Here is a 23,856-nt window from a genome sequence, read left to right on the forward strand (position 1 = left end):
TGTTTTAAAGCGTGTCGACCACACGCTTCTTATCTCACTATGCGATTCGCTTCATCAGGTTCGCATCACTCATCGAATCTTCTGGGGCAGCTAATTGTGGCGATACCGTGAAAAAAGACATGTCTTTCTGCAACACTTGAGATTGATAACTGAGGCTTTCAGATGATGCATTAGTCTCTTCAACCAGCGCCGCATTTTGCTGAGTCACAGATTCAATTTGCGCAATGGATTGACGTACTTGATTAATGCCTTGTGCTTGCTGAACCGAAGCGGTGGCAATTTGCTCAATCATTTCAGCTACTCGATCTACCGATTGATGAATGCCTTGCAACATCTCTCCCGAGTTGGAGGCCAATCCGGTACCAATATCAATCCGCTCCACACTTTCGTCAATTAACTTTTTAATATCTCGTGCCGCTTCGGCAGACTTTTGAGCCAAAGCACGTACTTCACCTGCCACCACAGCAAACCCACGCCCGTGGTCTCCTGCTCGAGCCGCCTCAACCGCTGCATTCAGCGCCAGCAAATTGGTTTGAAAAGCGATGCCGTCAATCAGCGTGACAATCTCTGCAATTTTATGACTGGACGCCTGAATCGCATTCATTGCTTCAATGGTCTCTTGCATCACTTTTGCCCCTTCTTCCGCTTTCAACTGAACATCCGAAGCGACTTTGGCTGTTTCTTGAGCGTTATCGGTATTGTTTTGCACAGCAGAATTCATCTCCTCCATGGTTGCGGAGGTTTCTTCCAATGCGGCAGCCTGTTCTTGAACCTGCTGATTCAGTGTTGCGGAGCCTTCAGACACTTCATGGGCTGCGGAACTCACTGTTTCCGAGGCATTCAATGCCGTAGCCACCACTTCGCCTAAACGGTCTGCCACAACTTCAAATCCATGACTGAGCCGACCGATACTGTCATCAAACATGGTTCTATTGGCAGGATCCAAATGGTCTTTCATTCTGGCCGTAATGTTTCCTTGGCTGAATTCGTCCAGCACAGAAACCGCATCGTCTACCACGGTCGTCAAAAGCAACGTACTTTTATTGGTAGAGACATCCGTTGCAAACTTCACAAAGCGGGTTAATTTTCCTTCCTGGTTATAGACTGGATTGTAATTGGCTTCCAGCCAGATAGGGTTATCATTCTTGTCAAAACGTTCAAAAGTTCCGATTTGCGCCTCCCCGTTTTGCAAACGTTGCCAGAATGCTGCATAAGCTGGGCTTTGTGCATAACTGGGCTCAACAAACAAACGATGGTGTTGCCCTTTGATTTCAGACAAGTCATACCCCATCGTTTGACAAAAGTTATCGTTTGCTTCGAGAATATTACCGTCTAAATCAAATTCAATTACCGCCATGGAGTTGTCAATCGCTTCCAGTTTCGCCGCGATTTTAACTTCCTGCTCAACCTGCTCGGTAATATCAGTGGCAAACTTGATGACTTTGATCACGCGTCCATTTTCATCAAAAACAGGATTGTAATTGGCTTCCAACCAAATAAAATTACCTTGAGCATCCTGACGTAAAAAACGATCTTGAAAATAATCCCCTTGAGCCAGTTTTTGCCAAAACTGCTGATATTCCAAAGATTGCTTGATTTCCTCCGGCACCAATACCCGATGGTGCTGACCTTTCAGTTCTGCTAAAGAAAACCCGACCACATTCAGGAAGTTTTCGTTCGCATCTAATATTTCGCCCTGCGGTGTAAAGACAATCATTGCCATAGAACGGTTGATGGCTTGAACAACGCCCTGCAATGCACTGTTTTCTTGTTCACAATCTTTTAATGTTTGTTTTATTTTCTGGTGGAACATATCAACTCCTGGCGTTTTTTGATCTTTCATTCTGAACGTCATGGTAACATGACATAAATCAATACTTCTGGCCAATATTGTTGCACACTTTGAATAATTATACAAATTCTATACAACACTGTACAACATATCTCACCTTAAAACGACATCAGCAACCGAGATTTTCATATCCAAAATGCTTTCTCGTCACTTTACTGGACATTGCAAAATTTTCGGTCTACGCTAATACATGAAATGTCATTGATTTTTTAAAAGGATTTTGCCATGCGTTTTTTTAAGTTACTTCCGCTATTGCTCATCAGTTTTTTCTTGGTAACCAGCATGACGGCTCAAGCCGCCGATGACGGTGCCAAAGTGGTTTACCATGTGGACTTCAAGAACCCCACTCGCTACTCCGCTACCTTGACCTCCATCAACAACATCATTAACTTTTACGAATCACAACTAATGGAAGCCGAAGTTCATTTGGTCTTTGTCGGCTATGGCTTACGCTTTACCACGGACGATGCCCTCAAAGGCACGCCATATGCGGCTGACAAAGCGCTTTTGGAACGCCGAGAGGAACTCAAAGGTCGCTTAGATGCGTTAATTAATGTTCGTGGTGTGAAAGTGCATCTTTGTGATAAAACTCGCAAAGAAGTTGGATTGGATAAAGCGAAAGTCTACAAAGGCATTGACCTGACCGCTTCAGGCGTGGCTAAAATCGCCATGTTGCAAAGCGAGGGATTTGCTTATCTGAAAATCCAATAAGCTAAACAGGGTTGACGCTTTATTGAGCTTTATAAAAAATGACCAGGCCTGGTCATTTTTTGTTTTTTCAAGCCAAATTAAGCCCTTATTTGCGATTTTCACATCAGTTAAGGTAGAATATTTGCGACTAAAAAAAACAATATTGAAGTCGAATCAACGCAACTTCCAGCCGCCAAAATGAGACCCGAATGACAAACATCACCCCTGCTCTTGTCCAGTTTGTAATCAAACAAAACCAATTTCAAAAATCAATCGGACATCTGACTGCATGGCTGGCACTCTCTCTGGTTCTTCTATCAGCGTTGATCGTTGTATTGCGATATGGCTTCAACAGCGGTTCTATCGCACTTCAAGAAACCATCCTGTATAACCATGCGATCTTTTTTATGATGGGAATGGCTTATACACTTCAGCAAGACCGTCATGTCCGAGTGGATGTATTTTATAGCCAAATGTCTGTCTCTCGTCAGGCCTGGGTGAATTTGATCGGCGGGTTTGTATTTGCTTTACCGACCCTCATTTTTTTACTCTGGGTAAGCTGGGGATATGTCAGTGGTAGCTGGGCCATTCAAGAAGGCTCTTCTGAAGCCGGCGGACTGCCTTATCTTTATCTACTCAAAACGTTCATTTTGATCATGGGCGGACTCATGCTTTTGCAAGTCCTTGCTATGATTTCGGAATCTTATTTGCAAATCACCGCCCCTGACCATGATGGAGTGAAAGCACTACTGGTGCAAAAACAATCCGATCGCAAGGAGATGTTTTAATGGAATTTCTTGCGTTAATACTCTTTGCCCTTGTTTTTATCGCCTTAATGATCGGCTTTCCCGTGGCCTTGACCCTATCTGGGGTGTCACTGTTATTCGCTTTGGTGGCTGTCCAATTCGGTTGGTTTGATATGGCTTTTTTACAAAGCATTCCCAATCGCGTTTATTCGATTATGAGCAACCCGACTTTAACCGCCGTGCCATTGTTTGTTTTTATGGGCATCATGTTGGAACAATCCAAACTGGCCGAGCAGCTGCTTGGCACAATGGATGAAGTCATGCGAGGGTTTAAAGGCGGCTTAGGCTTATCAGTCATTCTGGTCGGAGCGCTACTGGCCGCCAGCACCGGGATTGTCGGAGCAACAGTGGTCACGATGGGGCTACTGGCCTTACCAACCATGTTAAAACAAGGCTATTGCCCCAAGCTGGCAACTGGTACCATCTGCGCTTCAGGTACGTTAGGCCAAATCATTCCGCCATCCATTATTCTAATTCTACTCGGGGATGTCTTATCTTCGTCTTATCAACAAGCACAACTTAATCAGGGAATCTTTTCGCCTGAAACCTTATCGGTCGGCGATCTCTTTATCGGAGCGCTTTTCCCTGGCATGCTGCTCGTAGTGCTGTACATGCTCTACGTGTTCACAATGGCGATGTTAAAACCTGAAACCGTTCCAGCCGACTCAAATGTGAAACACCCACCAGGCTTAGGTAAACGTGTCATCAATAGCTTGATTCCGCCACTGGCTCTGATTTTATTGGTATTAGGTTCCATTTTAGGAGGCTATGCCACGCCGACGGAAGCAGCCTCTCTTGGAGCACTTGGCGCCATGTTGCTTGCAGCCGCCAAAAACCGTTTGAACCTCACCATGATTCAAACCGTAATGCGCGGCACACTCCAAGTCACCAGCATGATTTTCTTGATTTTTATCGGTGCGGCCTTTTTCTCACTGACTTTCCGCGGGCTGGGCGGTGACGAACTGATGCAGGAATTTTTAATGGATCTACCCGGTGGCGTCTTTACCGCGGTACTCATCGTCATGGTCTTAATGTTCATTATCGGATTCTTTTTAGATTTCATTGAAATCACTTACATCATTGTGCCGGTCGTCGCGCCCATCTTGCTTATGATGGGCGTTGATCCAATCTGGCTTGGTATTATGATTGCGATTAACTTGCAAACCGCTTTCCTCACGCCGCCCTTTGGGTTTGCATTGTTTTATTTACGCGGCGTGACGCCTCCTTCAGTTAAAACCATCGATATCTACAAAGGGGTCATGCCTTATATTTTGATTCAACTTTCTGTGTTGGTTATGCTCGCCGTTTGGCCAGAACTGGCGACTTGGTTGCCCAGCGTAATCTATGACAATTAACCTCATGGAAAGACGCTGTTTTGGCGAAAATTCACTTAAACAGTGATTTGCTTAAAAAAATCTTAAAGCGCATTGAAAATGCGCTATGATTAAAACAATTATGGCTGCTTATATAAACTTAGACTCGAATGCATACTGAACTTGAAGAAAAGCATTTAAAAGCTCTAAAAACCTCACACACTCAAACCCTCGAAATCATTAACCGTTTCGATGAAGGGGTCGCTCTCTTCACTGCCGATGCCAGCCCGATTTTATTCAACCAACCGTTTAAAGATTATTACCCCGCGTTGGAAGCGCCGCAAAAATTCTATCAAGAGATCGTATTATTCAAGCAAAAGCACCGTGGTGAAACCTTTGATTTAAAAACCTGGTTACAAGCGTTACACCAAAACAAAGAAGCGCCACATTGCCAAGTCTGGTTGAAAAGCTCACAAAGGGAAACGGCTGTTCCCGTTCGCTTGCAAGCCTATTGGATTGACCTTCATACCACGCCACATATTCTGCTTATTGTCACAGACCAAAGCCTGAGCAAACAAATCACGGCACAAAACAAACTGATGGAAGCCAGCTATGCGGGCCAATTTGTGACCAATTCTCAAGGTTATATCAAACAACCTAACCATGCGTTCTGTGCCTACACCGGACTCTCCCATCAAGCCCTGAATGAACTGACTTATCTGGACTGGTTAAAGCAGCAAGTCAGCTTCAAAGTTCCCTTTGAAAAAGTCGTTTCTTCTCTTTTAAGGGAGCATTTCTGGACGGGCGAAGTACAAATTCATACGACAAGCGACAGCACTTTTTATGCGGTCTTAAGTCTTTCTATGATTCTAGACGAGTCTAAAAACGTCGAGCATTTCATTGGTGTCTTACAAGACACAACAGATATTCGTGCCGCACAAGCTGAAATTCAGCAACTGGCTTATTTTGATAAACTGACGGGGTTAGCCAATCAAACCTTATTAAATGACCGCATCGAAAAAACACTACAAGACAAAACCTCAATCACCCCTTATCGCGCGCTCTACCTGATTAATCTGGATGGCTTTAAAATCATTAACGACACCTTTGGTCACACAACAGGCGACCAACTTCTCACTCAGGTGGCTCAAAAATTAAAACAAAAACTCCCAGAAGAATCCATGCTGGCTCGCTTGAGCGGTGGAAGCTTTGCCATACTTTACACATGTAAAACTCAAGACCTTCAACTCGCCAAAGAAGACATCAACCAATATGGTGAACAACTCTTAGATGCAATCGATGATCGCTACAAACTGGAAAAACACTCCATTCATAGCGCCGCCAGCATCGGGATTTGCACGTTTGCATTAAACCAACCGGTTTCATTGGACAGTGACCAGTTGACGCGTTATGCCAATATGGCAATGCATGAGGCCAAGAAACTGGGCGGTAATCAAGCCTATTTATTTGAAGACACCTTAATTCAAAAAGCCAAGCGCCGCTTGGAATTAATCGAAGCTTTAAATCACTCCGAGCTGGATGATGAATTTCAGATCTACTTTCAAGCACAAGTCGACAAGGATAAAAGAATCGTCTCGGCCGAAACACTACTCCGCTGGGTGCACCCAAAACTTGGGGCTGTTTCTCCAAGTAAATTTATTCCGGTTGCGGAAGAAGGACGTCAAATCATTAAAATTGGTCTTTGGGTGCTGCATAAAGCGTTTTTGCAAGCCAAAGCATGGAACACCATTCACCGTAACATTCGTATTGCCATCAATGTCAGTCCGGTTCAGTTTCATGAACAAAGTTTCATTGAGATGATTATCGGCCTGATTAAGTTCACCCAAGTCGATCCCAAAACCATTACTTTGGAGTTGACTGAAGGCGTCTTAATTAAAAATGCCAAGCTGGCATTGCAAAAAATCCAGCACCTCGTCAGTTTAGGATTTGAAATTTCGATAGATGATTTCGGTACAGGGTATTCTTCTTTGAGTTACCTGCAAAGACTGCCCATTCACGAACTTAAAATAGATAAAACATTCATTAACCAAGTGCCCGGAAATATCGATGATGAAGCCATCGTAAACTCCATCATTCAACTGGCATCCAGCAAACAACTTAAAATCGTCGCTGAAGGGGTTGAAACCCAACAACAAGCGCAATACCTAATCAATCGTAATCCCGAAATGGTCTTACAAGGCTATCTTTTCAGCCAACCGCTTCCAGCTGTTGAATTTGAACAAGAACTGATTAAATCTGACGCTCGCCATAAAACGGCTTGATATTTGACCAGGCCTGGTCTTTTTTGACATCTTTTGTAAACAAAAACAGATATTTATTTCAATTTACTGTAGAATGCCTCTTTTCTAAATGCCTGCCTGTACTGTTATTCATTATTTAAGAGTATTTTGTTTGCAACGAAATATTCTGTTTTGGGGATTAAAAGCCAGCATAACGCTGAGCAAACAGGGTGGCATTTGCTTATTAGACTTTGTCTGTGAAAAAACACAAAGTCGCCACTCATGTTAAAAAGGACTCCACATGAATACAGAGATCAAATTTTCCGATCTAGGGCTTTCTGCGCCCATCTTAAAAACCCTTGAAGAAATAGGGTATGAAACCCCATCTCCTATCCAGGAACAAGCAATTCCCGTTTTATTGAAAGGCGGAGATATTTTAGGGATGGCGCAAACCGGTACCGGTAAAACCGCTGCATTTGCTTTGCCAATTCTATCTACCATCGACCTCAAGCAAAAAGACCCTCAAGTTTTGGTTCTTGCACCGACTCGTGAATTGGCTATCCAAGTAGCTGAAGCATTCCAAACCTTTTCCCGTGGCGTAAAAGGGTTACACGTACTGCCTATTTACGGCGGTTCAGAATATGGCACCCAAATACGCGCTCTAAAACGCGGGGTTCACGTCGTAGTGGGCACACCCGGTCGTGTTATGGATCATATTAAAAAAGGCACTTTAAAGCTGGATAGCTTAACGTCGATGGTTTTGGATGAAGCAGACGAAATGCTTCGCATGGGCTTTATCGATGATGTTGAATGGATTTTGAAACATACGCCAGACTCGCGTCAAATCGCCCTATTTTCTGCAACGATGCCGAAAGAAGTGCACCGTATCGCCAACACTTACTTACAATCTCCAACCGAAGTTATCATCAAGCAAAAAGCCGCAACCGCTTCGTTGATTGATCAGAAATACTGGTTGGTTAGTGGGTTGCATAAACTAGATGCCTTAACACGAATCTTAGAAGCTGAAACGTTTGACGGCATTATTATTTTCGTACGTACCAAAACGGCTACCGTTGAGTTAGCAGAAAAACTAGAAGCCCGTGGTTACGCTGCCGCAGCCTTAAATGGGGATGTCGCTCAGAATCAACGTGAACGTACCGTTGATCAACTGAAAAAAGGCAAGTTAGACATCTTGATTGCCACGGATGTTGTGGCGCGAGGATTAGACGTTGAACGAATCAGTCACGTCATCAACTATGACATTCCTTATGATAACGAATCTTACGTTCACCGTATCGGTCGTACCGGTCGTGCAGGCCGAAGTGGAACTGCGATTTTATTCGTTGCACCAAGAGAGCGCCGTTTATTACGCTCAATTGAAGCGTCCACCAAGAAAAAAATCACCCAAATGGAATTACCAACCGCACAAGAAATCAACGATAGCCGTATTACGCGCTTTAAAGATAAAATCGTTGATGCGGCGCAAGGTAAAGATCTCGATTTCTATCAAAAAATGGTCGAATCTATCGAATCTGACAACAATATTCCAGCCATTGAAATTGCGGCTGGCTTAGCCAAGTTGTTTCAAGGGGATGTACCTTTCTTCTTAGACGAAAAGCCAATTAAACATAAAGAGTTTAAAGAGCGTGATGGCGGCCGTGAAAGAAATCCACGTCGTGCCAAAGGCGAAAGAAGTGAGCGTGGCGATCGTGGCAACCGTAGTCGTCGTCAAACACCGCCTAATGAAGGAATGGCTCGCTTTAGAGTGGAAGTCGGCCGTCAACATGGTGTCAAACCTGGCAACATCATTGGTTGTATTGCCAATGAAGCAGGTTTAGATGGTGAGTTTATCCAAAAACTAACCATTGAAGACAGCTACAGCATGGTGGATTTACCATCAGACATGCCTAAAAACGTTTTCAATGAATTGAAAGGTGCATGGGTCTGTGGTCAACAACTTAAAATCAACCCGGTTAAAGACGTGTCTCAAAGTGCGAAACGTCGTTTAAAACCGCGTAAAAAATAAAAAACGTAATCGGCTTGGCTAACAACCAAACGTCTACAAACCGTTTTTAGATTAAAAAGCCAACTTTGTTTGGCTTTTTTTTATGCTTAACCCCTTCTTTTCACCACCTTATAACTAATCACGCCTTATAAAAACCTTGAATAGCCAGATATATTTCATTATCATCCCATACATATATGTTTATTCCCATAGTATTTAAACGGTCAAACAAGGCATAAAAAACAACGCTTGTTTTACGAACCCCGAAGAGGACACCTTTATGTTTAAAACCATTCGCGCCAAGTTGCTTGGCAGTTTCATCCTAGTCGCGATTCTCGTTATTTTCATGTCCATCTTCAGTGTGAGCAAAATCTTTGATTCCGCAGACGGGTTTAAAGATTATCACGGCATGGCCAGAGATGCGGTACTGGCAGGAGAAGTTCAAAGCAATATGCTTAAGGTTCGCATGACTGTCAAAGGTTACCTTGTCGACCCTGTCAAAAAAGAAGTGGAACAATTTAATCACTACTATGACAAAACAGCCGAACTGATCCAGAAAGAACAAAAAGAGATTCAAGATCCTGAACGGGCCAAATTGATTGATCAGATAGACGAAGCTTTAATTACTTACCGCTCCAAATTTGATTCTGTTCAAAAATTAATGGATGAGCGTAACGACATCGTTTTTAATAACCTGAATAAAAACGGCAAAACACTGGAACAACTTATTACCAGCGTTCAAAGAAGCGCTTATCAGGATCAAAATGTTGAGGCAGCGAACAAAGCAGCAGAATCCCTTCGCACCTTGTTATTAGCACGCATTTATGCCATTAAATTCATGGAAGCAAACCAAGCCGCCGACATGGAACGTACGCTAAGTGAATTCGATCACCTTAATGAACAGGTGCTCGACTTAGAGGCCTCGATTCAGAACCCGACGCGGACTGAGCAATTAGGACAAGTTAAACAATTAATCACAGAATACCAATCTGGTGTGAATGAGTTAAATCAAGCAATTAGCAATCGTAATTTGATCGTTAACAATGACTTGAATGTCATAGGGCCTCAAATAGGCAAATGGGCCGACGACGTCCAGATTTCCATCAAACGTGATCAAGACCGTATCGGACCAGAAGTTCAGGCGTTGAATGACAGCATTATCAGTGCGATGATTATTATTTCAATCATCATTACCGCCCTTTCAACCATCATCGCGATCTTTATTCCTCGCTCCATTGCACGAGGTATCTCCGGCATTCAATCCACCCTTTCTAAGGTCAGAAAAACCGGTGATTTCTCGATTCGTGCCGATGAAGAACGTCAAGATGAAATCGGTGAAATGGGGCGCTCTGTGAACTTCTTACTGAACAATATGCAAAATGCGATTCAAGAGGCAAATAAAGTCGTCACCGCCCTAGCGAAAGGGCAATTTGACCAGCGTGTTACTGCGGACCTTAATGGTGATTTAAATACCTTGAAAGAAGGGATTAACGACTCGGCCGATTCAATTGATCAAACCATGAAAGAACTTGGTCGAGTCATGGAATCAATGAACAACGGTGATTTCAACATTACAGTCAATGCCGATGTAGAAGGCGATTTCCTTAAAATGGTGAACAATGTCAGCGCCACCATGAAAGCACTTAACAGCTCCATTTCCGACATCATCAATGTAATGGATGCGATGCAACAAGGTCAATTCAACAAACGGGTGGAAGCCGAAGCAAAAGGGGATCTACTTACCTTAAAAGAAGGTATCAACACGTCAATGACGGCATTAGACAGCGCGATTGAAGATGTTACGCGAGTGGTCGTTGCCCAATCTGAAGGAGACTTAACACAAAACATCACGGCAGATTACTATGGTGAGTTGAAGACATTGAAAAATGCCATCAATACCTCTGCTGCCAAACTGACCGATGTGGTTACGAAAGCGATCAATGCCACCAACATTGTGAACAGTGGTGCCACGGAAGTCGCGCAAGGATCAATGGACTTAAGTCAGCGTGTTCAAGAACAAGCTGCAGCATTGGAAGAAACCTCTTCTACCATGGAAGAGATGAACTCTGCCGTTCAGAACAATGCCGAACATGCCAAACAAGCAACCGATGTTGCGCATGATGTTCAGCAGAAATCCACTGAAGGCTCAAGCGTCATGCAACAAACCATTGAAGCCATGAATGCGATTCAAGAATCAAGTCATAAAATCTCTGAAATCGTTACCTTAATCGATGGCATTGCTTTCCAAACCAACTTATTGGCGTTGAACGCTGCGGTTGAAGCCGCTCGCGCCGGTGATCATGGTCGCGGCTTTGCAGTGGTTGCTGGTGAAGTACGTGCCTTGGCGCAGAAGTCAGCCGATGCGGCTAAAGACATTACCAACCTGATCAATGAAAGTGTGACACGTATTGACCAAGGCACCAAACTGGCATCTGAATCTGGTGAAGTATTATCAACCATCAACCAATCAATTGATAACGTCGCACAAATGATTGAACACATCGCTCAAGCCTCTGTTCAACAAACAGAAGGGATTGAACAAGCCCATAAAGCCATCAGCCAGATAGATGAAGTCACACAGCAAAATGCGGCCTTGGTGGAAGAAACCTCTGCCGCGGCAGAAAGCATGAGTGAACAAGCAGGCATTCTAGAAAAAGACATGGCTTTCTTTAAAACCGGCAATGTTGCTCAAATCTCAAACACAAAGCCGACACAAAAACCTGTTCAACAATCACAAACGGCTCCTGCGGCGCTACCGTCACCTAAACAAGAAAAACCAAAAGAGAAACAAAAAGAAACGGCGCCCACTCAGAAACAAGAACCGATAAAAAGCCCTAACAACCCTGCTTCTCAACCAATTAAAGAAGAAGAATGGAGCGAATTTTAAGCTCCGTCGATACCAACGAAAAAGGCCAACAAATGTTGGCCTTTTTATTTTAAGCTTTGTGTTATTTAATCAGTCACACCTAACGCTTCACTCTAAATAAAGATAATAAGACCCAGGTTTTAAATTCATCACCGGGCTTAGTAATTTTGTTTTAACCAAACTCATATCAGGTGATGTACTGGGGTTTTCCATACTCGGGCTATACATATTGGCATTCACATTCGGTTCAAAACGATAAGTCACCAAGTCACAACGCTTTGCTCCTCCCAACTCACAAGCCTTGGACCGGGCATCGGATAAATACCCAACAGAATCTGCCAGGCCTGCTTTTACCGCGTCTTTTCCTAAATAAACTCGAGCTGTTTTAACCGATTGCATCTGCGCATCACTCAAGCCACGGTGGGTTTGAACAATGTCATAAAAACGCGTTGCCATTCCATCAATGATTGATTGAAGATACGCATCATCTTGTTTTGTCATACGACGAAAAGGCGACCCAGTATCCTTATTGGCACCGGTTTTATAGGTTTTGACTTCAACCCCTATTTTTTCAGAGAGTCCAACCACATTCGGCACAACGGTGATTACACCGACCGACCCAGTCAGAGTCGTTGGATGTACCTGAATGGTGTCAGCCGCCATCGAAATATAATAAGCCCCCGAGGCGCCGACATCCATCATCTGCACAAAGATTTTCTTGCCGGTTCTCTGTTTAAATGCGAGCAACTCATGATACAAAATATCACTGGTCGTCACCCCGCCGCCAGGCGAATTGATCCGTAATAAGATGGTTCGAATACTGGCATCTTTTTCTGCCTTACGCAATTGCATCGAAACCCTATCGAGTAATCCAGGGCTTTTCGATAGCAATCCATTCCCTTCTTCATTGGAAATCGTCCCTTCTACCGGAATCATCAGTACTTTCGCATCTGCATTCGGCGTTTCAATCAATCTTTGTTCTGTTAAGGGTTCATTGTAGGAGGGCCCCAGTTTAATAGTGGCACAGCCCGACAAAACACTGGCGACACTGATAGCAATTAAGGTTTTTTTGATCATCGGGCTCTCCTGACACAAAGCAATAAGGTTAACCAATACTAGCATCTTTTGAATTTAAAAAATATCGAAACCCGTAAAAGACCTATTTCTTGAAACCGGAAACAAAAAACCACCCAATCGGGTGGTTTTCATCTTTCGTTATATTGATAAAACGTTAGAGATTCCGCGCTCGAATAAAGGCGAATTCAGATGCATTTGTCCATTTTGTCACTTGCTCTTTAAAGGCTTTTTGTGACGCCCATACCTTGGACGATAAAGCATCTCTCGCCGCTTCTTCTTCCACCACTTCGGCCGAAAGCGTTTTTAATTCTTTCAACACTGAATCTGGGAAGTGGCGTAACTGAACATCATGCTTTTCAATCAACGTTTGTAACGCTTGTTGATTACGCGCCGTATATTCCGACAACATCTCTAAGTTAGCCACTTTCATTGCATTACGCACAATGCTTTGTAAGTCAGCAGGTAATTGATTAAAAGCTTCCTCATTAATCATACATTCCATCGTCGTACCTGGCTCATGCCAACCCGGTGTGTAGTAATACTTCGCCGCTTTATAGAACCCAAAAGCCAAATCGTTATAAGGTCCAACCCATTCCGTCGCATCCAGCGCCCCAGATTGCATAGCTGGGAAAAGCTCTCCTCCAGGCAACGTCACAGGCACACCACCCGCTCTTTTCAAGACTTCGCCACCTAACCCCGGAATACGCATTTTCAGACCTTTCAAATCTGCCACAGAGTTGATTTCTTTATTAAACCATCCGCCCATTTGCGTACCGGAATTTCCTGCCGGGTTTGGAATCAAACCAAACGGCTTATAAGCTTCTTCCCACAGCGCCATACCGCCGCCATTATAAAGCCACGCATTCATTTCATCCGGTGTCAGGCCAAACGGAACCGATGAGAAGAAGACCGAAGAAGGAATTTTGCCTTTCCAATAATAGGCGCCAGCATGCCCTAATTGCGCATTGCCGCGAGACACGGCATCGAACACCTCAAAAGCCCCGACCAATTCACCTGCGCCATAGACTTTGACATGAATTCTTCCGCCAGACATTTCGTTAATCAATTCCGCCACTCGGTTTGCACCCGTCCCCAGGCCTGGGAAGTTTTTTGGCCAAGTCGTCACCATTTTCCATTCAACGGTTTCCATCGGTTGTGCGGCCTGCGCTTTCGGCTCATCTTTTTGACCACAAGCCGTTAATGCGGTCGTTGCCGTGGCCCCAGCAATGGCGCCAATAAAATCACGTCTTTTCATGCTACTTCCTTGCAATCAATTTAATTGCTGAATATTTTGCCATTTTTTCAATTGCTTATCTGGGTTAATTTTAAAAGGAGTAGATTTTCAATAACGCGACGGCTTTGATATCAGTACAATAGGCCGATAAAAATATGACGATCCAAGTCGTCCATGGAATAAAGGAAAAACAAAATGACTGTTGAAGAACTCATCAAACAACTCAATCGCCACCCTGTCAATTTTGAAGAGGTGATGGAAACCATTGATGCGCATTATGACTTTACGCCAACCAAATTCATCAATAGTGAACAGGTCAATGAAGCCAATACCAATAATGGTTCTTGTAAGATTTTTGCGTTCGCTCAATTAAATGACTTAAGCGAACAAGCCACATTGAATGCGTTCGGAAACTTTTATACGGTGGATGTCATGCAAAACCCAACAGGCACCGATCATGCGAACATTCGTAACTTTGTTGATAATGGTTGGGAAGGCATTCGGTTTGAATCGGAAGCACTACAGCCTAAATAACTGAATCGTCGATGCGTCTTAACCGACTTAAAAAGGATTAGGAAGCGCTACAGGCTTCCGGATCAACCGATTTTTTCTCATAAAGATGCAACAGTTTTTCTTTTTCAGCCGGCAAAATGCTTTTAATCTTTAAGCGATACACGTACTCAGTGCCAATCTCTTGGAGTTGCGAAACAACCAAAGAGCAAATATACACTGTCACACCATCCACTTGAATGTAGCAGTCCTTTAATTTTTGCTGTCGGCTATAATGAAACGCTTTAGTGCCTTTATTAGGGCAATAAACGCTTAAGCCTTCTTTAAAAAGACAACGTCCGACTAACACATCCTCGCCATAATGAAAACTGAACGGGGTGGCCACCGGGTCGGAATGAATAATATCTTGTTCAAGGGTGCTATAAAACATGCTGTTCTCTGACAGATTTAAATATAAGATCTAACTTATCCCAATATAGACAATAATGCATCAACATCCAAGGGATAAATGTAAAAATAATTCATATTTCAATACTATTGAAAGTAATAAAATACCGTGATACCGTTCAAAAGAGCGTCCGTTTTTCATGTTCTCCCTTGAAAAACAGTCGCTTTGCCCCCATAAGCTAAAGTAGCTTAATTAATTAGGAAAAATGATGGAATACAAAGATTACTATGAAATCTTAGGTGTCGACCGTAATGCTTCGGAAGCCGATATCAAAAAGGCCTACCGTAAGTTGGCGGGGAAACATCACCCCGACAAACCGTCAGGTGACGAAACTAAGTTCAAAGAAATCAATGAAGCGTATGAAGTGCTGGGCGATAAAGAAAAACGCCAGATGTTCGATCAACTGGGGCCTAACTATCATAATGGTCAGAATTTCCAACCACCTCCAGGCTATGAAGATATTTTTGGTGGCGGCGGTTTCGGCGGCGGCCAAGCCGGCGGATTCAGTGACTTTTTCGAATCGATGTTTGGTGGTGGCTTTGGCGGCCAAGGTGGCTTCGGTCATCAAGGCGGTTTCCAGCAGAAAGGCGACGATCAAATCGTCAAGGTGCTGGTCAGCTTAGAAGACGCGGTCAGCGGCGCGTCCAAGTCACTCAACCTTCAAGTACCAACGGCCAACAACTACGGCCAGGTGTCTCAGCAACCCAAACAACTGAAAGTTAAAATCCCGGCCGGCGTCAAGCAAGGCTCGCGTATCCGCTTAAGCGGACAAGGTGCCCCTGGCTATGGCGGTGGCCCGAACGGCGACCTTTATCTGGAAGTCGATTTACAAAATCACCCGTTGTATAAGGTTGATGGAGAAGACATCATTCTGAATCTTCCGTTAACACCATGGGAAGCGGCTTTGGGGACAAAAGCAGAAATCCCGACCCTGAAAGGCAAGGTGAATATGAACATTCCAGCGGGCACGCAGTCCGGTGCGAAGTTGCGTATTAAAGGCCGCGGTCTTGGTAAAGGCGATAAAGCCGGTAACCAATACATCGTAATTCAAATCCATACGCCCCCAGCGGACACGGATGAAGCCAAAGCGTTTTATGAAAAAATGGCTAAAGAAATGCCCTTTAACCCAAGAACGCATTTCTAAGCGAGCCTTAAACCAAAAAACCGCCAGGCCTGGCGGTTTTTTATGTCTGAAGAACGCGCCTTTTAAAAGGGCATGCGCGCATTCAATTTGAAATTTCGACCCATGCCTAACGCAATGCCTTTATAGGTATCTAAGAAATCCCGATAAGGCGTGTCCAGCACGTTTTCCACCGTCAAATCAAGCCAAAGCGTCTGTTTATCAAACGCAATACCGGTTCCTGCGCTCAGGTTCCACAACCAATAATCCGATGTGGATGCCGTTCCAAAAGGCAAATTGTCATATTGACTGAACGGCTCATAGAGCCCAGCCGCTTTTTTCTCCGCCACATAACGCGTGCCCAATCCGACATACGGTTGCTTCAAGCCGTCAAGGCCCTTAAAGGTATATTGCGCATCCAGTGTCGCGTTGTGCGCCGGCATCAACGGCAATTCACGGTCATGTTTCGTATCGCGTCCCCGCATGATTTCGGCGGTTGCACGCCATTGCAACTGTGCGGTCATTTGGTATTTAGCCGACCATTCCACACCTTGAATCAAAGCATTGGTTTGCGCATTAATCATTTTGCGGTATGGAAACGCCAAACTCTGCGTGGTTTGACACACCCCTTCATGATCGCAATACAATTCCGTCGCTGTGTTTTCCAGCACAATGTAGTTATCGACCCAATTCGAATAGACGGATAAGGAGGAATGCAGTTTCGTTGACTGCCAAACGGCTGCCAACTCCGTATTGATGGAGGTTTCCGCTTTCAGGTCGGGGTTCCCCACCTGATAGGCCTGCACACCGCCATGCGCGCCTGAAGCATACAGCTCAAACACCGAAGGCGCACGGAAACTGCGTCCTACGTTTCCTGTAAACGTCCAATTTGGCGTCGCATGAAACGCCAACCCTAAGGCACCAGACCAGTCTGAAAATGTGCGTTCATTATTGGAGGCATCATACACTTGAGTTTCATCCCAGAAATGGGCATTTTCCGCACTGAGTGGTGCCTTAACCCGATGCGAGTCATAACGCCCTCCGATTTCGACATCCCATTGACCAAATGTTTGCTTTTCCACCATGAAGATGCCCGTCCCATTTTCCGTGGCGCTCGGGCTCAAATGCCCCGAGCGAAGCTTTTGGTCTTTGTCCAAAAAGCTGACTCCAAATTCACCTGACCACCCTTTAAAATCGGGGTGCTCCACCGCCAGTTGATAGTCATTACGGTGCACCACCAAATCCAAATATTCCGGATCATTTTCATAAGCCGACATCTGCTCATAGGCCACATCGTGCATCGCTTCACGCTGGTTTCGGGTGTGTGCGTATGACGGCTTGATGACCCAATCCCCTTGAAAGATTTCCGCCTTTAACTGTGTCTCTTCATTTTTCAGCTTCTGCCCCGCAGAGGGAATCAGCTCGTACCCCGCTGGATCGGCTTCCACCCCCAGATAGTTTTGTTTCGATTCCCAAAGAGAATGGTGTAATTCCACCGAACCCCAATTCCCCAGATACCCGACGCCAAACACCGCGGTCTGACCTTCAAAGTTAGTGTAAGGGATTGTGCCGGTTACCAACGGTTTCGAGCCCGCCGGATCCCCCGGTTTTACCGCACCGGCTTCCGCTGCCTGCGGCGACACAACATTTTCGCCTTTTCTTTTCGTCAAACCCCCGAGCACTGCCACACCATTAGAAGAATATTTTGCTTTTGCGCCCAGCATGGTTTCATGATTATTTGAATTCACCTCACCCATTAGTGCGCCCGATGTGCGTGTCTCGCCCGGTGCCGCATAATCCAATTGCAGCCCTTCCACATTCACGGCCGATTTTACGGCCTGACTGGAATACTTAAGACCTTGTGGCCCGCGAATCACTTCCACTTTTTCCATCAACGCGGGGTCCACATTCGGGTTGTGTCGTGTTCCTTCGGCCTGATACTCCATCGCCACACCGTTAGACAAAACCGGCAACCGTAATGACGTATCGCCTCGCACCACCGGCTTGCCCGACTGTGACCCCGACCCTAAATTATTCACGCCTGGCAACGTCTCTAAAGAAGCGCCTAACGACGCCGTTCCATTGCGTTCTTTGTCTTTTTTATCCACCGCTAAATGGGTGGAGGTACTGATGTCAATTGGTTCTAACACGGTTTCCTGCGTGGACTCCACCGAAATCTTATTCAGTTGAGTAACCGTTTTTTTCTGTTCTATTTCATCCGCATAAGCGAACGGCAAACTGCTGCCAACCACCAATATGGCCGACACAAGCTGATATCGAATCATCTGGATTCTCCGAATTGTTTCTTAAATTAAAGTTTAAAGGTCTCTAACATTAAGAAAAGGCTGGAGGGGCGCGGCTGGAATAGACAGGAACGACTTCACCCACATAGGCAAAAACCGATTCGGACGATTCGAAGTGTCCTTGGAAAGGGCGCTCATTCAGAGCAAAGTCCGGGGTCACATCACTGGATTGATGCTCGACCCCGGTAAAGATATCACACAGTTCACTGTGTTCATGAAACGGATGGACTTCCGAATGGATCAATGCACTGAATTGCGCAAACGCCAACACAAAGACGAGCAATAAGCGTCGCCAATGGCTCAACAAATGGACAGCGGTATTTTGATTCAATGTCAGATCTTGTTTCATGAAGATTATTCTAGCCTGTTCAGTAAATAGACTCCACTCAATTTATCGGTTTTATGACGACTGAATGAATTCAACTGATCCCACCTGAATTTTTCAACAAATCTGTCTATAATGAAAATTACCAAGATTAAATAAAGGATGTTCTATGTCGCTCTCACCGTATGCTGGAAAACCCGCTCCCCAATCATTATTGGAAAACATTCCCAAACTGATGACCGACTATTACAACCTGATTCCCGATGCCAGCAACCCCGATCAAGCGGTCGCTTTTGGTACGTCGGGGCATCGTGGCTGTGCCAGCAACACCGCCTTTAACGAAAACCACATCGCCGCCATCGCACAAGCCATTGTCGAATATCGTGACGAACAAGGCATCAGCGGCCCCATCTTCATCGGCATGGATACTCATGCGTTATCCGAAGCCGCGCACGCCACCGCCATTGAAGTGTTTGCCGGCAACAGCCTGAACGTCATCATCCAAGGCAACGGACGCTACACTCCCACACCTGTGGTCTCTCACGCCATTTTGACCTACAACCAAAACCGCACGCAAGATTTGGCCGATGGCGTCATCATCACCCCATCGCACAACCCCCCGCAAGACGGCGGGTTTAAATACAACCCACCCAATGGTGGTCCGGCGGATACCGATGCCACAACGGTGATTCAAGACCGCGCCAATGACATTCTGATGAACGACATGAGTGCCATCAACCGCATGCCGTTAGCCGACGCCTTGGCCTCGGAATTTGTGTCCGCCGAAGATTTAATCATGCCGTATGTCAAAGACCTGAAAAACGTCGTCAATATGAAAGCGATTAAAGACGCCGGGCTGAAACTGGCGATTGACCCGATGGGCGGCGCCGCAATTGATTACTGGCAACCCATTGCCGAGCATTACGGTTTGAATCTGGAAATCGTCAACCAGTCAGTTGACCCGACATTCTCGTTTATGAGTGTCGATAAAGACGGCAAAATCCGTATGGACTGTTCCTCGCCTTACGCCATGGCCGGATTGATTGCCTTAAAAGACAACTACGACATTGCTTTCGGCAACGACCCCGATGTTGATCGCCACGGCATTGTCACTAAATCAGTCGGTTTGATGAATCCAAACCATTATCTGGCGGTGGCCATTCACTACCTTTGCACCCATCGTCCGCAATGGTCAGACTCGGTTAAAATTGGGAAAACCTTGGTGTCCAGTTCCATGATTGACCGCGTGGTGGCGTCCTTAGGCAAAAACCTATCCGAAGTGCCGGTCGGCTTTAAATGGTTTGTGGACGGACTGGTTTCAGGCGACTTTGCCTTTGGTGGCGAAGAATCCGCCGGGGCATCCTTCCTGCGCATGGACGGCACCACTTGGAGCACCGATAAAGACGGCATTATCATGAACTTGCTCGCCGCGGAAATCACCGCCGTGACTGGCAAAGACCCGGGGCAACTGTATCAAGAGCTCACCGAACAATTCGGTAACCCGGTTTACAGCCGCATTGATGCGCCGGCCAACCGGGAACAAAAAGCCGTTCTGAAAAACTTGTCTCCGGAAATGGTGAAAGCCGATACTTTGGCGGGTGAACCGATTGTAGACAAACTCACTCATGCACCGGGCAACGGTGCTGCGATTGGCGGCCTGAAAATCACCACCGAAAACGGCTGGTTCGCCGCCCGTCCATCCGGCACGGAAGACATTTATAAAATCTACGCCGAAAGCTTTAAAGGTCAAACGCATTTGGATGAAATTCTGAAAGAAGCGCAAGCGATTGTGACGGATGCTCTGAAATAGCTAACATCATTTGTATAACCTTTATATACAGTAGTGTACTAATTTTAAGGATTCTAAGTATTAAGCATGAATGCAGTAGATATATTTTCAATAATAAAAGACATCGCTCTCTCAGCTGCTGCTTGTACAACGGCTTATGTTGCTTACAACGGGGTTGAAAAGTGGCAGAAGGAACTGAAAGGTAAAGCAAACTTCGAGGTAGCACGTGATTTAGCGAAGACGCTTTATTCTTTAAGAGATGAAATTAGTTACTGCCGTTCACCATTTGTTGCAGCTCAAGAATTTCCCGAAAGCTATGTAATAGAACAGAGTAAGAGAAAGCTAACTCCTGAAGAAAAAGGGCAGGCCTGGGCATATGTATATACCAAAAGATGGGAACCTGTTAGCTCTGCAATTCAGGCATTTGATGCAGCCACACTTGAAGCTGAGGCTATTTGGGGACAAGAAATAAAAGAAAAAGCTAATAAATTGCGACAATGCACTAGGTCACTGGAAGTAGATATCGAAGCATTTATCGAGAATGAATACTCTGGAGGTAAACACTTTAAAGACAGAGAGTTTGGTAAAAAGGTACGACAAAGTATATCTGATACTAAATCTAAAGAAAATGAGTTAACCCAACGTATCAACAAAGCCATTGAAGGTATTGAGCTAGAAATTAAACCACATTTATCTCGCCGTTAAAATAGTGGTTAATCAAACTCATTTATCTATAAATGATATAAGCATTTAAGAAGAGCAACTCAATTGCAGGCCTTTCTGTTCCGGGGTTGGCGATTGTTGAAATTCGGCCAGGCCTGGGTGATTTTCGAATGGCGAATGCAACGCTTTGACCCAATCATTCAGCGGTTGGAAATTGCCCACTTCGGCGGCTTCGATAATCTGTTGCGCAATGTAGTTACGTAAGATAATCGAAGGGTTGTTGGTTAAAATACGTTGCTGTCGTTCCGTTTCACCTAGTTCTTCTTGTGCCACACGCAGATGATAACGCTCAAACCATTCATCAAACTCTGACGGCTCTTTGAGCAACTGCCTCAATTCATTTTCATCGGTATGGCCTAACTTGGCTAAGCGACGGAAAAACAAACTGAAATCGACCCGTTGCTTGTCCATCAGCACCAGCAAATCGCCAATCAAATCTTTATCCGTATCCTGCTGGGTTGCCAAACCGAGTTTGGCGTTCATTTCATTCACATACTGTTGGTTATAGGTTTGCACAAAATGATCCAGCGCGGCGGTTTGTTCCGCCTCGGTGACACTTTGCCCAAACGCGGCGGCGAGCACTTGGCAGTTCCACACCCCGATTTTAGGTTGCTGGTTGTAAGCATAGCGCCCTTCCACATCGGAATGGTTGCAGATGTATTCAATCTGAAAGTCATCGAAAAAAGCGTAAGGGCCGAAATCAAAGGTTTCGCCGATAATCGACATATTGTCGGAATTCATCACACCATGATTGAAGCCGACGGCTTGCCATTTTGCCATCAAAGTGGCGGTTCGACCACAGACGGCTTTCAATAAAGCGCCGGCTTGTTCGGTTTCAGGCAAGTCTGCCAATTCGGAATAATAATGTTCAATCACAAAGGCAATCAAAGCGTCCAACGCCTCTTTGCCTAATGAGGCGGCCCATTCGAAATGACCAAAACGAATATGCGTGGGTGTCACGCGAATAAGGCTGGCGCGCGGTTCAAAGATTTCACGCTGTACTTGTTCTTGACTGCTGGCAATCGCCAAGGCGCGCGTCGTCGGCACCCCCAAACCGTGCAACGCTTCGGATGCCAAATACTCCCGAATGACGGAGCGCAATACGGCGCGCCCATCGCCCCGGCGAGAAAACGGTGTGCGCCCGGCGCCTTTGAGATGAAACTCCCAGGCCTGGTTGTTTTTGTCGTGCCATTGCCCTAATAGTAAGCCGCGCCCATCCCCTAAATCGGGATTGTAATACCCAAATTGATGGCCTGTGTATTTTTGCGCCAATGGAATCAGATTGAAATTAATCAGACTTTCATCGGTTAAATTGCCCGATGCCAGTGCCAGCAATTGCTTGTCGTTCAAATCACAATTCAATTCATCCAGCAGGCTATGATTGACCGCGACTAAGCGAGCGTTTTGCTGCGGCTCTGGCAACACCAACTCGTAAAAACTTTTCGGCAATTTTAAAAACGCACTTTGTTGCATACACCTTGAATCCTTATCAAACCCCTGAAATAAAATGATTTCAAAGCTTTATTAGTTGGATTTCATTATAACGGACGAGAGGCTGTTCACCTAAGAAACAGGTGACTTTAACCAGACAAAGCGCAGGGGAAAGCACAAGAGAAAACGGTTCCACATTGAATCAAAATAGCCAGGCCTGGCTATTTTTGAAACGCATCAGGAAAGAGAAACCGAATCAATTTCGAATCAAATGATCCAGCGTTAAGCGCATGCGCTGATCGAATAAGCGCTTTTGCGCCAACCTCAATGCAATCAACACGCCCGATGCGGTGGAGACGGTAATCAACAACATAATCATGATTTGGTATTTCACTGCTTCAATCGGGTCGATGCCGGCGAGGATTTGCCCGGTCATCATACCGGGCAGCGACACAATCCCGGCGGCGGCAAGCATATTAATGACCGGAATCATTGCCGTGTGCAGGCTTTGACGCTTTAAAAATAACATGGATTCTTTGGCGGTTTTGCCCAAAGCCAATTGCGCTTCGATTTGGTTCTTCTGCTTCACTGCACTTTTGGTCAACGCATCCAGCCCTAATCCAATGGCAGTCATGCTGTTCCCCAGAATCATACCTAACAATGGAATGGCATATTGCGCTTCATACCAAGGTTGCGGCTGTACGACCAGCGTGAGTGTGAAAATCGTCAACACCAATGCGGTCATGGATAACGACATCAACCCGACCACAAACGAACCGGCTTTTTGAAAACGATAGGTTTGGCGCTTGAGAATTTCATAACCGGCAAACGCCAGCATGATGCCACCGACCAAGCCGACCAACCATAGACTGTCTGAATTGAAAACCCAGCTTAACCAAACGCCCATCAAAAGCAATTGCACCACCATTCGAACGGAGGCAATCCACAGTTGCCGAGTTTCTTTAAACCCGTTCAGCATCAATAAAATGCCAAGTAAAAACACCATGCCTGCCAGGCTGGCTAAATCCATATACCCTAAGGTTATCATTGTCATATTCCTGTTATATAACGGTCATCACACGCTCACGCAGTTGTCATATTCAGGTCAAGTAAGCATTGCAAAA

18 protein-coding genes are annotated in these 23,856 nt (G+C 45.3%); 10 read left to right on the plus strand and 8 right to left on the minus strand.

Annotation, left to right across the window (positions count from 1 at the left end):
- Window positions 1-37: 37 nt before the first annotated feature.
- Window positions 38-1,843 (minus strand): methyl-accepting chemotaxis protein, encoded by a 1,806-nt coding sequence (locus GHNINEIG_RS10560; RefSeq protein ID WP_189636882.1) that lies wholly within the window; start codon window positions 1,841-1,843, stop codon window positions 38-40.
- Between the two features lie 234 nt (window positions 1,844-2,077).
- Here GHNINEIG_RS10560 and GHNINEIG_RS10565 point away from each other — a divergent pair, with 234 nt between their 5' ends.
- The 6 genes from GHNINEIG_RS10565 to GHNINEIG_RS10590 all read left to right on the plus strand — a co-directional run bounded on the left by GHNINEIG_RS10565 (window position 2,078) and on the right by GHNINEIG_RS10590 (window position 11,793).
- Window positions 2,078-2,563, plus strand: coding sequence for a DsrE family protein (locus GHNINEIG_RS10565; protein ID WP_135796616.1), 486 nt, complete (start codon window positions 2,078-2,080; stop codon window positions 2,561-2,563).
- A gap of 188 nt (window positions 2,564-2,751) precedes the next feature.
- Window positions 2,752-3,330, plus strand: a complete 579-nt coding sequence (locus GHNINEIG_RS10570) for a TRAP transporter small permease subunit (protein ID WP_135796617.1) — start codon at window positions 2,752-2,754, stop codon at window positions 3,328-3,330.
- The gene (locus GHNINEIG_RS10575; protein WP_135796618.1) at window positions 3,330-4,703 is read left to right on the plus strand and encodes a TRAP transporter large permease; all 1,374 of its coding nucleotides are present in this window, start codon (window positions 3,330-3,332) and stop codon (window positions 4,701-4,703) included. The genes GHNINEIG_RS10570 and GHNINEIG_RS10575 overlap by 1 nt, the downstream gene beginning before the upstream one ends.
- Window positions 4,704-4,831: 128 nt before the next feature.
- Window positions 4,832-6,943 (plus strand): sensor domain-containing protein, encoded by a 2,112-nt coding sequence (locus GHNINEIG_RS10580; protein WP_135796619.1) that lies wholly within the window; start codon window positions 4,832-4,834, stop codon window positions 6,941-6,943.
- 259 nt (window positions 6,944-7,202) lie between these two features.
- Entirely contained in the window at window positions 7,203-8,927 is a 1,725-nt protein-coding gene (locus GHNINEIG_RS10585) for a DEAD/DEAH box helicase (protein ID WP_135796620.1), read from the plus strand.
- A gap of 259 nt (window positions 8,928-9,186) precedes the next feature.
- Window positions 9,187-11,793 (plus strand): HAMP domain-containing methyl-accepting chemotaxis protein, encoded by a 2,607-nt coding sequence (locus GHNINEIG_RS10590; protein WP_135796621.1) that lies wholly within the window; start codon window positions 9,187-9,189, stop codon window positions 11,791-11,793.
- 87 nt (window positions 11,794-11,880) lie between these two features.
- Here the strand turns inward: GHNINEIG_RS10590 and sppA are convergent, their stop codons facing one another.
- Together sppA and GHNINEIG_RS10600 are read right to left on the minus strand one after the other, a co-directional pair.
- A complete protein-coding gene (gene sppA, locus GHNINEIG_RS10595) occupies window positions 11,881-12,849 on the minus strand; it encodes a signal peptide peptidase SppA (protein WP_189636883.1) in 969 nt (322 codons plus the stop codon).
- Window positions 12,850-13,003: 154 nt separating this feature from the next.
- Complete coding sequence (locus tag GHNINEIG_RS10600; protein ID WP_135796623.1) at window positions 13,004-14,104, minus strand: TRAP transporter substrate-binding protein; 1,101 nt, start codon at window positions 14,102-14,104, stop codon at window positions 13,004-13,006.
- Between the two features lie 174 nt (window positions 14,105-14,278).
- Here GHNINEIG_RS10600 and GHNINEIG_RS10605 point away from each other — a divergent pair, with 174 nt between their 5' ends.
- The gene (locus tag GHNINEIG_RS10605) at window positions 14,279-14,617 is read left to right on the plus strand and encodes a HopJ type III effector protein (RefSeq protein WP_135796624.1); all 339 of its coding nucleotides are present in this window, start codon (window positions 14,279-14,281) and stop codon (window positions 14,615-14,617) included.
- Between the two features lie 37 nt (window positions 14,618-14,654).
- On the opposite strand, the gene GHNINEIG_RS10610 is transcribed toward GHNINEIG_RS10605, so the two are convergent.
- Complete coding sequence (locus GHNINEIG_RS10610; RefSeq protein ID WP_135796625.1) at window positions 14,655-15,023, minus strand: hypothetical protein; 369 nt, start codon at window positions 15,021-15,023, stop codon at window positions 14,655-14,657.
- Between the two features lie 226 nt (window positions 15,024-15,249).
- Here GHNINEIG_RS10610 and GHNINEIG_RS10615 point away from each other — a divergent pair, with 226 nt between their 5' ends.
- Window positions 15,250-16,185 (plus strand): DnaJ C-terminal domain-containing protein, encoded by a 936-nt coding sequence (locus tag GHNINEIG_RS10615; RefSeq protein WP_135796871.1) that lies wholly within the window; start codon window positions 15,250-15,252, stop codon window positions 16,183-16,185.
- A gap of 62 nt (window positions 16,186-16,247) precedes the next feature.
- Here the strand turns inward: GHNINEIG_RS10615 and GHNINEIG_RS10620 are convergent, their stop codons facing one another.
- Both GHNINEIG_RS10620 and GHNINEIG_RS10625 read right to left on the minus strand, forming a co-directional pair.
- Complete coding sequence (locus GHNINEIG_RS10620; RefSeq protein ID WP_135796626.1) at window positions 16,248-18,446, minus strand: TonB-dependent receptor; 2,199 nt, start codon at window positions 18,444-18,446, stop codon at window positions 16,248-16,250.
- Window positions 18,447-18,495: 49 nt separating this feature from the next.
- Window positions 18,496-18,813 carry a hypothetical protein gene (locus GHNINEIG_RS10625; protein ID WP_135796627.1) on the minus strand — a complete coding sequence of 106 codons (318 nt, stop codon included), beginning with the start codon at window positions 18,811-18,813 and terminating at the stop codon, window positions 18,496-18,498.
- A gap of 145 nt (window positions 18,814-18,958) precedes the next feature.
- Here GHNINEIG_RS10625 and pgm point away from each other — a divergent pair, with 145 nt between their 5' ends.
- The gene (gene pgm, locus GHNINEIG_RS10630; RefSeq protein WP_135796628.1) at window positions 18,959-20,599 is read left to right on the plus strand and encodes a phosphoglucomutase (alpha-D-glucose-1,6-bisphosphate-dependent); all 1,641 of its coding nucleotides are present in this window, start codon (window positions 18,959-18,961) and stop codon (window positions 20,597-20,599) included.
- Window positions 20,600-20,665: 66 nt separating this feature from the next.
- On the plus strand, window positions 20,666-21,283 hold the full coding sequence (locus tag GHNINEIG_RS10635; protein WP_135796629.1) for a hypothetical protein: 618 nt from the start codon (window positions 20,666-20,668) through the stop codon (window positions 21,281-21,283).
- A gap of 45 nt (window positions 21,284-21,328) precedes the next feature.
- On the opposite strand, the gene GHNINEIG_RS10640 is transcribed toward GHNINEIG_RS10635, so the two are convergent.
- Window positions 21,329-22,774: a protein adenylyltransferase SelO gene (locus GHNINEIG_RS10640; RefSeq protein WP_135796630.1), complete on the minus strand. Its 1,446-nt coding sequence runs from the start codon at window positions 22,772-22,774 to the stop codon at window positions 21,329-21,331.
- A 214-nt stretch (window positions 22,775-22,988) separates the two neighbouring features.
- Window positions 22,989-23,786: an ABC transporter permease gene (locus GHNINEIG_RS10645; RefSeq protein ID WP_223260883.1), complete on the minus strand. Its 798-nt coding sequence runs from the start codon at window positions 23,784-23,786 to the stop codon at window positions 22,989-22,991.
- Between the last annotated feature and the right edge of the window lie 70 nt (window positions 23,787-23,856).

The organism is Hydrogenovibrio crunogenus (assembly GCF_004786015.1).
In the GTDB taxonomy this organism is placed as follows: domain Bacteria; phylum Pseudomonadota; class Gammaproteobacteria; order Thiomicrospirales; family Thiomicrospiraceae; genus Hydrogenovibrio; species Hydrogenovibrio crunogenus.

Bases quoted from the DNA above. Each gene is read 5' to 3' on its own strand.
- GHNINEIG_RS10560 (WP_189636882.1), bottom strand. From the start codon at position 1,843: ATGAAAGATCAAAAAACGCCAGGAGTTGATATGTTCCACCAGAAAATA.
- GHNINEIG_RS10565 (WP_135796616.1), top strand. From the start codon at position 2,078: ATGCGTTTTTTTAAGTTACTTCCGCTATTGCTCATCAGTTTTTTCTTG.
- GHNINEIG_RS10570 (WP_135796617.1), top strand. From the start codon at position 2,752: ATGACAAACATCACCCCTGCTCTTGTCCAGTTTGTAATCAAACAAAAC.
- GHNINEIG_RS10575 (WP_135796618.1), top strand. From the start codon at position 3,330: ATGGAATTTCTTGCGTTAATACTCTTTGCCCTTGTTTTTATCGCCTTA.
- GHNINEIG_RS10580 (WP_135796619.1), top strand. From the start codon at position 4,832: ATGCATACTGAACTTGAAGAAAAGCATTTAAAAGCTCTAAAAACCTCA.
- GHNINEIG_RS10585 (WP_135796620.1), top strand. From the start codon at position 7,203: ATGAATACAGAGATCAAATTTTCCGATCTAGGGCTTTCTGCGCCCATC.
- GHNINEIG_RS10590 (WP_135796621.1), top strand. From the start codon at position 9,187: ATGTTTAAAACCATTCGCGCCAAGTTGCTTGGCAGTTTCATCCTAGTC.
- sppA (WP_189636883.1), bottom strand. From the start codon at position 12,849: ATGATCAAAAAAACCTTAATTGCTATCAGTGTCGCCAGTGTTTTGTCG.
- GHNINEIG_RS10600 (WP_135796623.1), bottom strand. From the start codon at position 14,104: ATGAAAAGACGTGATTTTATTGGCGCCATTGCTGGGGCCACGGCAACG.
- GHNINEIG_RS10605 (WP_135796624.1), top strand. From the start codon at position 14,279: ATGACTGTTGAAGAACTCATCAAACAACTCAATCGCCACCCTGTCAAT.
- GHNINEIG_RS10610 (WP_135796625.1), bottom strand. From the start codon at position 15,023: ATGTTTTATAGCACCCTTGAACAAGATATTATTCATTCCGACCCGGTG.
- GHNINEIG_RS10615 (WP_135796871.1), top strand. From the start codon at position 15,250: ATGGAATACAAAGATTACTATGAAATCTTAGGTGTCGACCGTAATGCT.
- GHNINEIG_RS10620 (WP_135796626.1), bottom strand. From the start codon at position 18,446: ATGATTCGATATCAGCTTGTGTCGGCCATATTGGTGGTTGGCAGCAGT.
- GHNINEIG_RS10625 (WP_135796627.1), bottom strand. From the start codon at position 18,813: ATGAAACAAGATCTGACATTGAATCAAAATACCGCTGTCCATTTGTTG.
- pgm (WP_135796628.1), top strand. From the start codon at position 18,959: ATGTCGCTCTCACCGTATGCTGGAAAACCCGCTCCCCAATCATTATTG.
- GHNINEIG_RS10635 (WP_135796629.1), top strand. From the start codon at position 20,666: ATGAATGCAGTAGATATATTTTCAATAATAAAAGACATCGCTCTCTCA.
- GHNINEIG_RS10640 (WP_135796630.1), bottom strand. From the start codon at position 22,774: ATGCAACAAAGTGCGTTTTTAAAATTGCCGAAAAGTTTTTACGAGTTG.
- GHNINEIG_RS10645 (WP_223260883.1), bottom strand. From the start codon at position 23,786: ATGACAATGATAACCTTAGGGTATATGGATTTAGCCAGCCTGGCAGGC.